The sequence below is a fragment of the Kribbella sp. C-35 genome, assembly GCF_046549195.1.
In the GTDB taxonomy this organism is placed as follows: Bacteria; Actinomycetota; Actinomycetes; order Propionibacteriales; family Kribbellaceae; genus Kribbella.
On sequence record NZ_JAJPWG010000004.1, the window covers coordinates 601,732 to 616,581 of the forward strand.

14 protein-coding genes are annotated in these 14,850 nt (G+C 64.6%); 8 read left to right on the forward strand and 6 right to left on the reverse strand.

Annotated elements, in window-relative coordinates; genetic code table 11:
• The first annotated feature begins 302 nt into the window (after positions 1 to 302).
• From ACLJOO_RS28750 to ACLJOO_RS28765, 4 genes are all read left to right on the forward strand, one after another.
• Complete coding sequence (locus ACLJOO_RS28750) at positions 303 to 638, forward strand: trypco2 family protein (RefSeq protein ID WP_410790531.1); 336 nt, start codon at positions 303 to 305, stop codon at positions 636 to 638.
• A gap of 43 nt (positions 639 to 681) precedes the next feature.
• Positions 682 to 2,442 carry a trypsin-like peptidase domain-containing protein gene (locus tag ACLJOO_RS28755; protein ID WP_410790532.1) on the forward strand — a complete coding sequence of 587 codons (1,761 nt, stop codon included), beginning with the start codon at positions 682 to 684 and terminating at the stop codon, positions 2,440 to 2,442.
• Positions 2,443 to 2,561: 119 nt separating this feature from the next.
• Positions 2,562 to 4,400, forward strand: coding sequence for a WD40 repeat domain-containing protein (locus ACLJOO_RS28760; RefSeq protein ID WP_410790534.1), 1,839 nt, complete (start codon positions 2,562 to 2,564; stop codon positions 4,398 to 4,400).
• A gap of 1,293 nt (positions 4,401 to 5,693) precedes the next feature.
• Entirely contained in the window at positions 5,694 to 5,828 is a 135-nt protein-coding gene (locus tag ACLJOO_RS28765) for a hypothetical protein (protein WP_410790536.1), read from the forward strand.
• Positions 5,829 to 5,884: 56 nt separating this feature from the next.
• Here ACLJOO_RS28765 and ACLJOO_RS28770 read toward each other — a convergent pair whose 3' ends face one another.
• The 3 genes from ACLJOO_RS28770 to ACLJOO_RS28780 form a co-directional block, all read right to left on the reverse strand.
• A complete protein-coding gene (locus ACLJOO_RS28770) occupies positions 5,885 to 6,268 on the reverse strand; it encodes a hypothetical protein (protein WP_410790538.1) in 384 nt (127 codons plus the stop codon).
• 1,164 nt (positions 6,269 to 7,432) lie between these two features.
• Positions 7,433 to 7,891 carry a PPC domain-containing DNA-binding protein gene (locus ACLJOO_RS28775; RefSeq protein ID WP_410790539.1) on the reverse strand — a complete coding sequence of 153 codons (459 nt, stop codon included), beginning with the start codon at positions 7,889 to 7,891 and terminating at the stop codon, positions 7,433 to 7,435.
• 10 nt (positions 7,892 to 7,901) lie between these two features.
• Entirely contained in the window at positions 7,902 to 9,302 is a 1,401-nt protein-coding gene (locus ACLJOO_RS28780; protein WP_410790541.1) for a hypothetical protein, read from the reverse strand.
• Positions 9,303 to 9,436: 134 nt separating this feature from the next.
• Between ACLJOO_RS28780 and ACLJOO_RS28785 the strand changes: the two genes are divergently transcribed.
• The 3 genes from ACLJOO_RS28785 (at position 9,437) to ACLJOO_RS28795 (ending at position 11,750) form a co-directional block, all read left to right on the forward strand.
• Entirely contained in the window at positions 9,437 to 10,180 is a 744-nt protein-coding gene (locus ACLJOO_RS28785) for an XRE family transcriptional regulator (RefSeq protein ID WP_410790542.1), read from the forward strand.
• On the forward strand, positions 10,180 to 10,656 hold the full coding sequence (locus tag ACLJOO_RS28790) for an NUDIX hydrolase (protein WP_410790543.1): 477 nt from the start codon (positions 10,180 to 10,182) through the stop codon (positions 10,654 to 10,656). The genes ACLJOO_RS28785 and ACLJOO_RS28790 overlap by 1 nt, the downstream gene beginning before the upstream one ends.
• A 260-nt stretch (positions 10,657 to 10,916) precedes the next feature.
• A complete protein-coding gene (locus ACLJOO_RS28795) occupies positions 10,917 to 11,750 on the forward strand; it encodes a hypothetical protein (protein WP_410790544.1) in 834 nt (277 codons plus the stop codon).
• Between the two features lie 12 nt (positions 11,751 to 11,762).
• On the opposite strand, the gene ACLJOO_RS28800 is transcribed toward ACLJOO_RS28795, so the two are convergent.
• The 3 genes from ACLJOO_RS28800 to ACLJOO_RS28810 form a co-directional block, all read right to left on the reverse strand.
• Positions 11,763 to 12,683, reverse strand: coding sequence for a hypothetical protein (locus ACLJOO_RS28800; protein WP_410790545.1), 921 nt, complete (start codon positions 12,681 to 12,683; stop codon positions 11,763 to 11,765).
• A gap of 162 nt (positions 12,684 to 12,845) precedes the next feature.
• The gene (locus ACLJOO_RS28805; protein WP_410790546.1) at positions 12,846 to 13,388 is read right to left on the reverse strand and encodes an HD domain-containing protein; all 543 of its coding nucleotides are present in this window, start codon (positions 13,386 to 13,388) and stop codon (positions 12,846 to 12,848) included.
• Between the two features lie 43 nt (positions 13,389 to 13,431).
• Positions 13,432 to 14,166 (reverse strand): XRE family transcriptional regulator, encoded by a 735-nt coding sequence (locus tag ACLJOO_RS28810; RefSeq protein ID WP_410790547.1) that lies wholly within the window; start codon positions 14,164 to 14,166, stop codon positions 13,432 to 13,434.
• Positions 14,167 to 14,345: 179 nt separating this feature from the next.
• Here ACLJOO_RS28810 and ACLJOO_RS28815 point away from each other — a divergent pair, with 179 nt between their 5' ends.
• Positions 14,346 to 14,627 carry a hypothetical protein gene (locus tag ACLJOO_RS28815; protein WP_410790549.1) on the forward strand — a complete coding sequence of 94 codons (282 nt, stop codon included), beginning with the start codon at positions 14,346 to 14,348 and terminating at the stop codon, positions 14,625 to 14,627.
• Positions 14,628 to 14,850 lie beyond the last annotated feature (223 nt).

Below are 14,850 nucleotides of genomic sequence, written 5' to 3' on the forward strand. Positions count from 1 at the left end.
CCCGGGAAACCGCGGATTTTAAGTCTGAGGGCTGTCTCAGACTGGCTTGTCTGAGCCTGGCACTAGAGACAACTTGGCTTTTCGGTGGCATGTGGTTCACGACCGCCTGGCCGACCCAGTCGATCGACAGACGTTGCCACGCGTCATCGGCTCCTGCTTGGGTAGTCCCCTTGAGTAACACCTCAGTGATTCCGGCGATGTACGAAGAGTTGACGTCAGACTCACAACCTACGGCCACCAGTTTGTGCGCCAGAGCTGGGCTTGGTGGTCGGAACCAGATCAAGTCGGGGAGGCACGTCCAGGTGGGTGACAAGGATGAAGCAACGGCGGAGGGGCTTGGGCTGGCAGATGCCATCGCTCTGTTGCGAGACGAGCTGCTGCCCGCGCGGGCTGCAGGCGGCGGGTCCGATATCCAGTTGCCGGTCGAGTCGATGACCGTGGAGTTAAAGGTCACGGCAACCAAGTCGATCGATGGCAAGGCTGGATTCAAGGTGCCCTTCGTCAACGTCGAGGTGGGCGGCGGTGGAAGCCGCGAGCGCGGCTCGGATCAAACGGTCACAGTAGTTTTTGGGGGCCCGGTCGACCGCGAAGGCAAGCCGGTGAAGGTGGCACAGGCGACTAGCGAGTTGAAGGGATAGCTCAGTGGCGCCGGCAGAGTCGGTGGCGCTTAGAGCCCGAGTGGTGGAGGTGATCGCCGACCTGGGCGAATCGGCGGCACAGCGGTACCGGTACGGGTCTGGCTGCATCGTGCTGGGTCGAACGGTGTTGACTGCGGCGCACGTGGTGACTGGGGCCATTGCAGTGCAGGTCCGGGACCCAGACAAGCGGTTGCTCTCAGCAACGGTCGACCTGCGGTTTGTCGGTGATGTGGATGGCCCAGGTCCCGACCTTGCGCTGGTCGAGATCGACGACGTGTCCTTGGATCTTCCGCCGATCGGATTGGCGCGTGTCGATCGGGAGAGTCCGACGGGCGATCCGGTGGAGAGGTGTCACGCGGTGGGTTATCCATGGTTCGCAGAGACTCCATCGCCGCAGACGGTACGAGATACAGTCGACGCTCTCGGCGTCGTCCCGGTGTTGTCGAAGCTGGCCCGTGGCGTCTTGAGCATGGACGTATCTGCTTCGCAGCAGCGTTTGCCGCCCGAGCAAGTAGCCCTCGGCGAATCAGAGTGGTCGGGAATGTCCGGCGCTCCAGTGGTCTCGGACGGATGGCTGCTCGGCGTGGTGACCGAGCACGCGCCCAGAGAAGGCGCTTCGACCATCACGGCGATCCCGCTGACCGCGGTCGAGTCAGACCCACTTCACCCAGGCTGGGGCGCCGGCGTGGCTGATCCAGCCTCTTGGTGGTCACGGCTAGGCGTTACAGGCCTCGACCAACTCCGGAGCCTCCCAACTCGCCAACTGCGCCAGAAGCCCCCGTATTGGGAAACGTTGCGCGAATTCGGTTTAACTCTGCACCACGGAATGCCGCAACTCCTCGGTCGGGAGCGGGAGCTAGCCGACATTACGTCGTTTGCCAGCGGGCCTCCCGGCTATTGCTGGTTGGTCGGCGGGGCATACGCAGGGAAGTCTGCGCTGTTGTACGAGGCCGTTGCAGCCGGGCTGCCTGCCGAGGTCGATGTAGTCTGCTACTTCCTGTCCCGGCGGGCCTCGGACGCAGACAGCCACCGTTTCCTCGCGGCGGTGGTGCCCCAGCTGGCATATCTGTGCGGCGTGGATCCCCCGATGCCGGATCGGGACCAGTTCGCCACGTTATGGCGGCAGGCGGCCGAACGCGCGAACCAACATGGCCGGCATCTGCTGCTCGTGGTCGACGGCTTAGACGAGGACCGCCGCCCAACCGGGTCGGCGAGCGTTGCCAGCCTGCTTCCCACCCTGATAGGCGCCTCCGCGCATGTCTTGGTGGCTAGCCGTCCCTACCCGGAACTGCCGGACGACGTGCCGAGCGGGCATCCCCTTCGTGCGACGCGGCCCCAGCAGCTCAGGCCGTTCGAAGGCGCTGAGGAACTCGCTGACCTGGCTCGCCAGGAGATCTACCACCTGACACACGGAGACGATGCCGATCTGGCAGTGAGCGTCTTGGGGTTAATGACCGCCGCCGCCGGCCCGCTCACGGTCACGGACCTGGCTACGCTCTCAAATGACTTAGACGCACCATCGGCCGTACACAAACTGCACGTGCGTCGCCTCGTTGCCGAGCAGGCGGCCCGCAGCCTCGAGCAGATCGGGTCCGTTGGGCAGCCGCGCTACCAGTTCGCGCACTACTCGTTGCTCGAGTACGCCCAGATGACTGACGACCTGGGCGAGCCCGAATATCGAGAAAAGATCCACGAGTGGGCCGACCATTGGCGCACTGCAGACTGGCCAACTGGCATTGGCGGCACTCCGGCCTATCTGCTCGACAGCGCCCCGAGGCTCTGGCCTCCGAGCCGGACCGGTTAGCGGCACTAGTCAGCGACGCCGGATGGGTCAACGCCGCGATCCAATCAAGCGGCGCGGATGTCACAGCCGCCCTTCGACAAGCCGCAGCCGCCCAGCCAACCGACCCCGATGTCCACGCGATGCTTACCACGGTCACGCGTCAGGCTTATCACCTGAAGCCGTTGGATCCGCTCGCCCAACGCGGCTACGTGCTCCGGCAACTCTGGCTTCAGGCGGCCGAACTGACCGAAGTGAGCCTTGTCGGCGCCCTGCACGCACGGCTACAGGCCGATCCCGGGGGATTATTCCCGCTGTGGACCACCCGCCGCACAAGCAGAAACCTAACGGCCGAACTCGGCCACGCAGACGGCTCAGTGTTAGCGGTGGCGGTGCTGCCGGACGGCCGGGTCGTCACTGGCGGGTGGGATCACCGTGTGCTGCTGTGGGATCCCACCGCTCCCGACGCCGCACCGATCGAACTCGGACACCACGATAACCACGTGTCGGCCGTGGCGGTGCTGCCGGACGGCCGGGTCGTCACCTGCGGGTGGGATCACCGTGTGCTGCTGTGGGATCCCACCGCTCCCGACGCCGCACCGATCGAACTCGGCCGCCGCACAACGGCGGTGTTGGCGGTAGCCGCGTTGCCTGGCGGGAAGGTCGTCACCGGCGGATTGGTCGACGATGTCCTGCTGTGGAACCCGTCCACTCCCGGCGCCGAGCCGGTCAAACTCGGAACGCATGACATGACGGTATCGGCGATAACCGCACTGCCGGACGACGCGGTCGCAACCGATTGCGACGATGGCCGTGTGCTGCTGTGGAAGGTGGCCACTCCTGGCGCCGAGCCGGTCAACCTCGGACGCTACGGCGACAAGGTGTCCGCATTGGCAGCGGTTCCGGGGGGACTTATCACCGGTAGCGAAGATGGCCGTGTGCTGCTGTGGAACCGAGCGATGCCGGGCATCGAACCGCTCGAGCTCGGCCGCCATGACCGGGGAATGGCCGCGGTGGCGGCGATGCCTGGCGGCCTCGCCGTCACCGGCGGTACGGACAGCCGCTTGCTGCAGTGGGACGCCGCCACTGTCGACCCCTCTTGGGTCTACGACCGCCGCGCCGACGCGGTATGGACGGTGGCAGCATTACCGGGCGGTCAGATCGTGACCGGAGGGAGCGACGGCCAGTTGCGACTGTGGGACCCGATCACTCCCGGCGGTGAACCGGTCAAACTCGGTCGCCAAAACGGCAAGGTATGGACGGTGGCGGCATTGCCGAGCGACCAAATTGTGACCGGAGGTGACGATGGGCAGGTGCTGCTGTGGAACCTAGTCACGCAGGACAGCGATCCGATCGAACTCGGCCGCCACGAAGGCACAGTATGGACGGCGGCGGCGCTGCCAGACGGACAGGTTGTCACCACCGGGTACGACCACCGGTTGCTGCTTTGGGATCCAGCCGCGCCGGCCAGCGAACCGGTCCAGGTCGGCCACCCCGACCACACGATCTGGACGATAGCGGCATTGCAGGACGGGCAGATCGCTACCGGAGGCGATGATGGTCGGCTGCTGCTGTGGAATCCAATTACGCCAGGCAGCGAGCCAGTCGAGTGCGGCCATCACAGCGAAGAGGTCACATCGATGGCGGTGCTGCCAAGCGGGCGGATCGTCACCGGCGGAAAGGACAGCCGTATATTGATATGGGACCCAGCCACGCCGGGCAGCAAGCCGATCGAGCTCGGTCGCCATGACGGCGCGGTGTGGCTGGTAGCTGCGTTGCAGGACAAGTTCGTCGTCACCGCCGGCAGCGACGAACACGTGGTGCTGTGGGACTTGACGACGCGACGCGAGGTCGCTCAGCTCGGCACCCTGGCAAACGGCCTGGCGACATGGGTTGACCCCAATGGCGATCCCTTCCTTGCCATCGCACACTCAGGCGCAGGACTCTCATGCTGGTCGATCACCGCGCAACCACCGGACTGAGCAACCGCCGGCGTGGCCAATTTCCAGGATTCCCGGACGCCCCAGCCTCATCGAGCATGCCGACGCGGCCTTGCACTACCCGCGGATCGGTCTGGAGAAGATCCGATCAGAGCAGATCCTCGAAGTGGAGCTGCCGAGCAGGCCCTCTCCGTGCCTGCTCGTCGCGGCAGGATCGCTGACTCGAACTGGTGACCTTCTCGTTACGAGGAGCAACGACAGCACCCCATCTGGCCTCTACCAGCAACTTTGCTCCCATCCTGTTCGCACCACGACCTCATATCCCGCATGGGTTGACGCCACTTCGCACCACGAACCGCACCACGAACGCGACCGGGTCAGCGGAGGTACCCAACCTTGATTCAACGATCGCCCACGTTTCTAACTGGCCATCGGGTCAGTTGGCGGCGTCGAAAGCCTCTCTGATGTCGCCCCGGACTCGTCCACGATCGTTGACCTCGTAGGCAGACGACATCCGCAGCGTTGATCCCGCCCAACATGTCGAATACTCGGGTCACGTGGGAGCCAGGAGAGTTGGACGCCTGGCTCTGCGACGGCGGGCAACGGCTCGGACGAGTCCGTACCCACGAAGGCAACGTCGCATGGATCCCACAGCGGGCCCACGCGTACGCCGGCGCAGCACCTACGCGTCTTGCGCCGACCCGCACGTAAGGCACCGGAGTCGAGTGAGCGTGCAATCGTTCCCGCATGGGCTCCAATCTCGGCACCGGTGGCATTCCTCTCCGTCATGATCCTTAGTGGCCACCGTCCAGCACGTGTTGCAGATCCAGACTCCGTCGCTTCGCCTGCGAGCCCGGTCCATGTCGTTCCATCGCAAGTGGAATGCGCCGCTGACGCGATATCCGCCGCCCGCTATGCGGGCGCCGCCCGGATGCAGCACGCGCCGCTGGTAGTCGGCCGTCCGTTGCGCCTGCCGGGCTCTCTCCTCGCTCACGGCGGCCAGGGCAACATTTAGATCGGCTTCCTCCACCATCCATTTCTGACCCTCCTTGACCACAGGAACGGGGCTGCCGTGGATCCAGACTTGGTTGTATCGCTGGGCGGAGCGGCGGTACCAGTCGTACGCGTTGCTGTGCGCATCGGGATCCTGCTTGTATCGCTCGATCGCCTCGGTCAAGGGAATACGCATGGCATGACCGTAGACCCGAGCAGGCGGAGTTGACGCACTTAACGCTGGTTGCCGGGGTCGGCCCTGTGGGCCGCCCGGCTCGGACCGCTGGAACTGCCGACTCCAACTAGCAGGAGCGGTCTGGGCGACGCATTTGCGGTGTCTGGGTGGCTGTGGGGCCACTTGTCGCCGCTCCGCTCCACGGAAACAGCGACATCCGCGAGATCCTCACCCCGGCCGAACGAGCCCAAGTCGCCGAATTCGTCAGCCAGATGCTCGATCATCCACCCGTTGCCGACTAGGGCAGTCCGCGCTCTCGCGTCCTCCGTCGTACGCTCTGCTGGCGTGCACCGGCCCTTCAGTCCCAGTCTTCGCGCCAGTCTGGATCGTTGTTGAAAGCGGTCGCTAGGTCGCGCAGTTGCTCCCGCAAGCACGGTGCCTCGGGAGCATCCGCGTCTCGGGCTTCGCCGTACCGGGCGAGGACGAGTCGCAGCGCGGCGCAGTGTCGGCGGATGTTCAGCGCCCAGCGGAGGAACGCAGCACCGTGGGGACCCTTGCTGTACTCGCGCGCCTCGGTAGCCACCTCGCTCTCCCACCGCATGACGTTGTGTGAGAGGAACTCGAGCAGCCTGTCGCCGTTGGCGTGGGGCAAACCCGGGGCCGGTCGGGTGAAGTTCTGGTCGATCCAGCCCTGCGGTTGCCCCATGACGCGTCTTACGTCGCCGATCCCCTTACTCGTCATGCCAATATTAGAACATATGTTCGGCACTTCGTCTCTCGGGGTTTGATCCGTCGGTCGGTGTGCAGCAACGTCACTGGACGATCGTCGGCCTAGCGCTCGGATCGGGGATCGTCGCCTCACGATGTTTCCTGCCGCGTCCGGTCACTCTTCACGACTTGGACACTTGCCTCGACATCGCCGACCGGCGCCCTGCTCGTCGGCCAGGAACCACTCACAAGCCGGGGTCGAGTTCTCGGTCCTCCGCGTCGAGAGGCATCGGCTCAGTTCTGACCTTGCCAGGTAGCAAATGCGGCGTTGGCAAGTGCCTGTCCGTGGCTCCGATCAGACGTCCCGCAGTAGCGACAACTCGACCGCCCAGTGTCTCGACAAGCCGGACCGATGGGTTTCGGCCGATCATTCCGGCAGCGCTGGACATCTGGTGCGCTGGTACAACACCGAATCTCGTGAGCATCGTGTACGCAACCGACTCAGCCTCCAGCCTGGCGAGACCATGGCAGCCTGAGTCACGAGACAGCTTGTGCATGCGGAGATGCGCCAGCTCATGAGCGAGTCTCATCGCGGCGACAGAGCCATCGAGCTCGTCACTCACGATGACTCGCCGCCGTCCGCGGTCTGTGATCGCACCAGTCGGTTCGTCCGGCAACGGCTGCCGATGGACGTCGTATCCCGCATCGAGCGCAACTCGCGCCAACGCGACGTACACATCCTCTGGCCGCAGGCCCGCGACCGTCCTGACCGGAGGCATCGGGCTGCCCTCTGTCTGGCTGACGTCCCAGACCGTCCCAACTCCGTGTCCCTGTACCGGCCCCGCAGCGCGATCGACGTCCCGCGCTGACGCAGCGATCCTGATGCCGGACGCACCACGGGCGACGCGACGTCCCTCGCGTTGCCATCCGGACCGATCGGCAACACGCACGGCACCAGGCATCTGCAACTTGATCAGGACGACGTTCCTGAACGACTGACCATGTAGAACCGCTGCCGCATCAAGCCAACGCATCCACTGACGATCGGACCAGTTCCGCCGTACCTCCGCATCGACAGCTCTGCGGAGATCATCAACGGTCACCCGAAGCGGTTCCCTGCTCCCCCATGGCTGCTACCCATGACACGAGGGTCATCAGCAGCGGACGCCTCTTGAACCCGGCAGTGAGAATCCAGGACTTAGTCGAACGCGAGCAACGGGACGTTGTACAGGTCCGGTCGGCGCGGGCGCGAGAAGGCCGGAGCCTTCACCTCGACCAGGTACATCTCGGTGAGAAACTGGATCTTCGCGCTCAGCAGATGGCTGGTGTGAGCAGTGGCCGAATGGGCCTTCAGGCCGACAGACACGTGGATGTGGGGCAGGACGGTTCCGGACTCCTCGTCGTACGCGAGCGAGCCGCCGCCGACCGCCTCCACGTTCTCCAGGTGTACGGCGCTCCACACCGGCGCGTCCGGATCCTCGAGCTTCTCGCACGTGCCGACGAGTTGCACGTCGCGCATTCCCGCGATGAACATCGGGATGAAGCCCTGCCGTACGCCGTACTGCGCGCAGAACTCGGCCAGTGCCGGGTAGAAGTCGTCACCATGGTCGAAATGGACCGCGAACGTCCGGCCCATTGTCAGTTCAGCGGCTCGCAAGCTCAGCTCCTCAGATGTCGTTGATGTAAGCAACGTACCGAATCGCGGTGTTCAGGCCCTGCGTCGACAGAAGGCGGCTACGTGGGTGAGCGATGTCGTCCACGCCGACGGTGGCCAATTCCTCGCAACGCCTGCGGAACCAGGACCATGGAACGTTCAGGTAGCCGGCGAGCGCCCGCAACCGTCCCTCCGCTGTGGCCTCACCCACGAGCGACTCCGCGGACACCTGGCCGGCGATCGCGCGGAACATCGATCGGCGTGACGGCGGCGCGCTCGCGTCGACGTACCAAAGCCCAGAACCGCCCAACCAATTCGCGACAATCGCCTCCTCGCCGAGCACGAAACCTTCGAACTCCGCGTGCTCAGGCTCGGCACTCAGCTCGACGGTGATCCCGAAGGCCTCCATCAGCGCCGCGGCGAGCAGCAGTAGGACTCGCTCGTACATTGGAGACTCGGCGACGTCTGTTTCTGAGATGCAGAAGCCCCGACGCATGCGCGGGAACCAACGCGACGTGCGGCGAAGGTAGTCGAACTTGTGCCGCCACAGCAGCCACGACGCAGCCTCCTCGCCGCGCCTCTCCCGTGTCCAGAAGAACGGCTGACCCGACAACCGATCAAGGTTGCGCGTGATATGCCGAGCACAGAACCTGGACCCCAGCCACTGGCTCGCGACCGCATTCAGTGTCGGGACCTCGCTCAGCGGCACATCCGACGTATGGCGTCCTTCGTGGTGCGCCAGCCGAGCTTGGCTACTCATCAACTGCGCGTCATCCGCCAATAGCGCGACGTCGGTGTTCGTCGTCGCCCAGATGATGCCCACCGTCAGATCGTCGAGAATCGCCGCTGACGGGATCGGTCGCGGCCCCGTACGGCGACCTGCGCGGTCAACGAACCGTCGTCCGTCGGAGACGTAGTACCGGCGTTCATGGTCGGCGACGACCACCAGTGATCGACGATCAGGTCGGTTCAGAGCGGCATCCTTGGGATCGACCATCAACCAACCCTCCCCCGGCAGCTCTGCCTGGCAGTAGTGCGCACCAACTTCCACACCGGCGTACGACCTGCCGGCTGGAAGACGCAGAGTCGTGGACCGCACAGAGGGCGGGCCGGTGATCAACTCGAGAAGCGAGATGGGGTCCGAGTCCTGCCTCGCAGAGACTCGTCGCTTGTAGAAGCCGAGGTCCGCAGGCTCCGGCTTCTCAAGCACCCGACACAGCGCCTGACGTACATCGGCCGACGGCCATGTGTACCAGCCACACTCCCAGTCGGAGATCGCCTTGGCCGTGATGAGAGCTTCCTTGCCGGTGGCGTGGTAGATCTCGGCGCTGACCATGTCAGCGAGCCTGCCTTGGGACATCCGGCCCCGCGCTTGCCGGAGCAGCTTGTTGGGCTGACGCGTCCGGTCAGCCATGGGTCCGACTCATCCTTGCCGTCATGACGGCAAGGATGATCGTTGGGACCGGGACAGCGTCACGGCACCATCGGACATCTCCAGGATGTCTCGCTTCGCCTCAAAATGTCCTGAAATGTCTTAGGTTAGGTTCCGTGCCTAACGAACGACTGCGAGCAGCGATGGTGGAACAGGGCCTGACCCATCATGCACTCGCGGAGGAGCTGGAAGTCAACGTCAAGACCGTTGAGCGCTGGGTCGTGGGGGACAAGCTCCCGTTCCCGCGCAACCGGCACCGGCTGGCAACTCGGCTGGGCAGGGACGAGACGTATCTCTGGCCGGATGCACTCTCCCGCGACCGAGCAGCGGCCGTGGCAGAGAGCGAAGTCGTCCGCGTCTACCCTCACCGCTCCGACGTCTCGATGGACGAGTGGCGGCAGCTCTTCGAGTCGGGTGAAGAGGAGATCGGCGTACTCGTCTACGCAGGACTGTTCCTCGCGGAGGACGCCGGGCTCCAGCGAGTCCTCCGCAAGCGGGCCAAGGCCGGAACGCGCGTCCGGATCCTTATCGGCGATCCGGATGATCCGCGGATCGCCGAACGGGGCGAGGAAGAAGGCATAGGTACGGCCCTGGCCGCCAAGATTCGCAATGCCATCGTCCTGTACCGCGACCTGTCCGAAGTCTCGAACGTCGAGTTCCGTGTGCATCGAACCGTCCTGTACAACTCGATCTTCCGCGCCGACGACCGGCTGTTCGTGAACACGCACATCTACGGACTTCCTGCGGCACAGGCGCCCGTGTGGCATTTCCGGAAGATCCCTGGCGGCGAACTCGCACGGCACTATCTCAACAGCTTCGAGCGCGTGTGGGACGACGCAGCACCGATGATGGAGTCCTGATGGCCAAGCGCATCGACTACTACGACGATCCGAACGCGCCTGCCGCCAACAGCATGGTTCCGTCCGTGAACGTCGTCATCGAGAACGATGCCGGCGAGATCCTGATGATCGAGCGTTCCGACAACGGCAACTGGGCACTCCCCGGCGGAGCAATCGATCTCGGAGAGTCCATGTCGCAGGCTGGTGTCCGCGAGACCAAGGAAGAGACCGGCATCGACTGCGAGATCCTCGACGTCCTCGGCATCTACACGGACCCCAAGCACATCATCCTGTACACGAGCAACGGCGAGGCCCGTCAGGAGTTCTCCATCCTGCTCTCCGGCCGGGCCACGGGTGGCACTCCGACTCCCAGCAGCGAAAGCACCCAAGTCCGCTGGATTCCACAATCCGTGCTCAACAGCCTGCAGATGAACGACACGATGCGCCGCCGCATCGACCACTATCTGGATCCCAGCGCAACTCTGTACTTCGACTAACCCATCTCGACCCGGCGTCCGCGCGATGTTGTGTTCCGCCCGACCGGGCCGCCGTGTCCTGCGAATGGTTCAGCCGACGCAACGCCACAGATCGCCTTGAATTGCAGCTTGTTGCAATGACTTGCCCGTCGACTGTGAGCAGTTGGACTGGTACGCCTGAATGAAGAGACTGCCCGGGCTTTGGATGTTGATGCACGGCCGCTGCGAACAGCGTGGCCGCGCTGGGGGAATTCTTGGTTCACAGCAGTGAGGGGGAAGTCATGCATTTTTCGCTGAAACGATTGATCGCGGGCTTGGTTCTCGGCGCCGCGATCACGGCTGGATTGGCATTGCCCGAGGCGGGTGCCGCTGGCGGCACGCGTAACGACGGGACCCCAGGAGTGGCACAGGTCAAGGACAGTACTGGTGACCCGTGCGTCGCGCTGGCGACGTCGAAGGCGAGAGGATCGTGGACCTGCTACGGCGACACGTTGGCCTACGAAGTGATCTCGTCAACCGGTGCATCAAGCTGGGCCACCGAGTCCGTACCTCAAACAAACGTCCCGGCCGCGCCAGTCACGCCGTTGGCCACCGACAATGACGACACCGACTGTGAGTACGCGGGCGCGACTATCTGCAACGTGGTCACCTCCACCTATTGCGCATGGGTAAAGGGCAACCTGAGCTACGGCGAGAGCCTGGTCGTCTGGGGTCGGTTCGACGTTGTATGGCGGCAGTGTTTCAACGGCCCCTGGCCTCGGTGGCGGCTGCATCTGATCTGGGACACAGGCCCTGCCGTCGACCCCGACTACTTTTCGGGGGTCGCTCGCAAGGAGGTCAGCGCAGCTCCCGATCCGATCGTGAGCAGGGGCAATCTCTATCCGGCCGCGATCGATTCGGTGCACTGGGAGGCCTGGTATCCCAGCTCGACCGGTTGGCAGTACGGGAGCGCGAAGATCAACGAGTCGGGCAACTTCCACGACGACCTGTTCGGCTATTTCATGGCCAACGGGCACCGGTTCTACGCCCCGACGCTCCACACCGGGCACTGGCGCTCAACCTGGAACAGCACAACCAAGATCTACGACCAGAAATACACCGGCAAGTGGTACTGAGTAGCAGGTCGGTCATGATCCGGAGAGCAGCGGGCCTAGCCGCTTAGCGAGGTCACGGGCATAGCCCTCGTCGATCTCCGGGTCGTGGTCGAGTGACACGGTCCATCGAGCATCGCCGCCGCGAGCCAGAGCGGCGTGCGTGCCTTCGTACGGTAGGGCCGATCGCGCACGGCGATCAACAAGCATCTCGGCGTCGCCGTGCGCGGTCGGAATCACCATCAGCGCAGCAACCGTTCCGTCACCGTCCCAGGCACACAACTGCAGCGAGATCGCATCAGGAACCGCCGAACGGATCCGTCGCAGCAGGCCATCGGCGTCAGCAGGTGTGGGGGCGAGCGGGACGTGGAGACGCTGACTCAGCAGATCGTGCTCCACCGGATACGGCCCCGTCGACCCAACTCTCAGCTCGGTGACCTCAGCAAAGGTCTCGGGGGGTAAGTCTCCAGTCGTCTCTGGCGAGAACCGCAGCAGAATGGGGAGTTCGGCGTCGAACCACATTCGCGTCGTGCCGCCCTCTGCTGCCAGGGCCACCCGCCAGCAGGGCCTGCCTGCGACTGCCTCGGCAGCCGGCGCTTCGGCAACAACGAGTCCCAGCCACTGGTCTACGGTGATACCTCTCAGCGGCAGGCGGAGCAGCCAAATCGCCGCTTCTGCATTCCATCCGGCACCGACAGCGTTCCTTCGAGGAACACCGTCTCGACCAACGCCCACTTCTCGCCGGTCATCGCCCACGGCACGAATGGTCCCTGGAGGACGGTCCAGTCGCCACCTGCTCGGCGGTTCGAAGGTGAACGCGAACTCCCCGGCCGACCACTCGTCATCGGCATCCTGCCTACCAAGACCCCGGCCGTGGAACGCGAACGCCGGTCGCTGCTCGAACACGCGCCGGATCAGGGTCTCGAAACTCGGCGCAGCCGTGGATGGTGCAGACATCACGAGTAATCCCCTTTGCTCCGCACCGGGAGCCTGATGGCCAACGTACAAATCCTGTCACGACATGTCGGCTGATGCACGACCTGCGCAGACTTCCACCGCACACGATGAGCTCCATCGTGGCCTCAGTTGTCCAGCCGAAGGTTGCCGCCTGGCGCGGCATCAGGCGCTCAGTCGTCGCTCGACATTCGTGGCCGCCTGCCGAAGAGACGGACCTGACCTCACAATGGAGCGATGAACGACATGGTCGCGTGGGTAGCGGCCAAGGATCTCGCTGAGGCGTTCCTCATAATCTACGGGGCATCCGTTCACGTCTGCGGTCAAGTCGCAGTACGTCAACGCCTCGAGTAGGTCTTGATCGGGTAGCGCGAACTCCCGCGTGAACCTGTCGATCCCCCGTTCATCTGCCTCAACGAGGGCGCCAGTGTGATGTGCCACCAGTCGGCAGATCACCAGGTCGGCTCCGAGCACATCTCGCAGGTATCGGGCCCCGTCGAGCGGATGGAATCCTGTCGACCGCACCGCGGAGGAGTAGCCGATGTCGTGTAGGAAGGCTGCTGCCTCGATGAGTTCAGATCGGTCGCCGAGGATGGGTGCCAATTCGCGCGCGCGACCAGCGACGCCCTGAGTGTGCGCCCAGCGCCGGGGCAGCTCGTCAGCGAGCAGCCGGCGAGCGACCGACCTTGCTTCCACCACTGTCATCATCAGCCAGAGCGTACGACGGGCACGCGCAATCGGAACAGTCACCTCAGCTCGCGAAAGACTGCACCTGCCCCTTCGCCCAGACTGCTTCGAAGCTCGCGACGTAGGAGTCGAACATCTCGCTGTCGTCCGAGTGCCGGTAGTGATAGACCGGCGACTGTGCGGCCGGGATCCCGTAGGCGTGCTGATTGACGAGCAACTGGCCGTCCGAGCGGAACATCGAGTTGTACAGGACAGTGTCGTGCAGCCGCAGCTCGACACAGCCCGTTTCAAACAACGGCCCGAGCAGAGTGAGCGAGTTGCGGATCTTGGCGCCCATCGCCTCGCCGATCTCCTCCTCGGCGCCGCGCTCGACAACCTTCGTCCCATCCGGCGCCCCCAGCGCGATCCGGATCCGAACGCCGTCGCCCTTCTCGCGCAGCAGGCGCACGATCCGGGCGTCCTCGGCGAGGAAGAGCGCGCTGTACGCGAGGATGCCGATCTCCGACTTCGCTGACTCGAAGAACGACAGCCAGCTCAGCGGGCTGATCGACGTACGCCGCGGGTAGATGCCGGCGATCTCTGCGGGCCGTCGATCCTCCGCGCTGCCTGGCCGCAGCTCAGGCCACACGACATCCTCGTCGACGCCGAGGAGCCGGCTCACAGCCTGGCGCGTCCGCCGATGCGGCACTTGGCCATGCATCCAGTTCCGCACGGTCTTCGGGTCGACGGCGAGCTCCGTCGACAGATCCAGATCGGTGAGGTTCGCGTCGTACATCGCGCGCCGAAGCACGTCGTTCACTCGGATCGCCCACCCTTACTCATGGGTAGATGTCTGTAAATGTCTACATGGACCGTAACACGAAATGTCCGTAAATGTCCGCAGACGGGGTTCTGGTGTCCAGCCATCGAACGCCAGGCTTAAGGCACGTTCGGCGCCGTCGTCGGGCCGTCATAGAACTAAGCGAGGAGACGGAATTGATGCGCCGCGGGGAGTTGTATCGGTATCGCGATCCATCAGGAGTCAGTGGCACCGGCGTGGTCGCCTTGCTGGTTGAGTTCCCACCGAACGAGGACGGTCAGCAGTGGGTGGCAGCCAAATGGCTGGGCCCGAACCCGAGCATGACTTTCTGGCCAGGCATCGCCCATCTGCTGGAGGTCCACGGCCACCTGGGCGCATCGGAGATCCGCTGGCTTGATCCGGATCCGTTCGACTCCGACGAATGCCCGGCACCCGCCAATACGGCCGCCCACCCCATCTAGACCGGCGAGGCCGGCGTGTGAGCCTCACCTCCGCGTCGGTCGCGCCTCCAAACCCCGTTGCGCGTGCCGGTGCGCAACGGGCTGCAGGGCCCTGCCGTCGCCTCCCCTGTCGATGGCAGGGCCCCACAACGTCACTCCGGTTGAACGCGACATGACGCACGAATGGTCAGCCTGGAAGGTGCGATGACGAACCATGACTCTCGGACGCCAACGGGTGCACTCT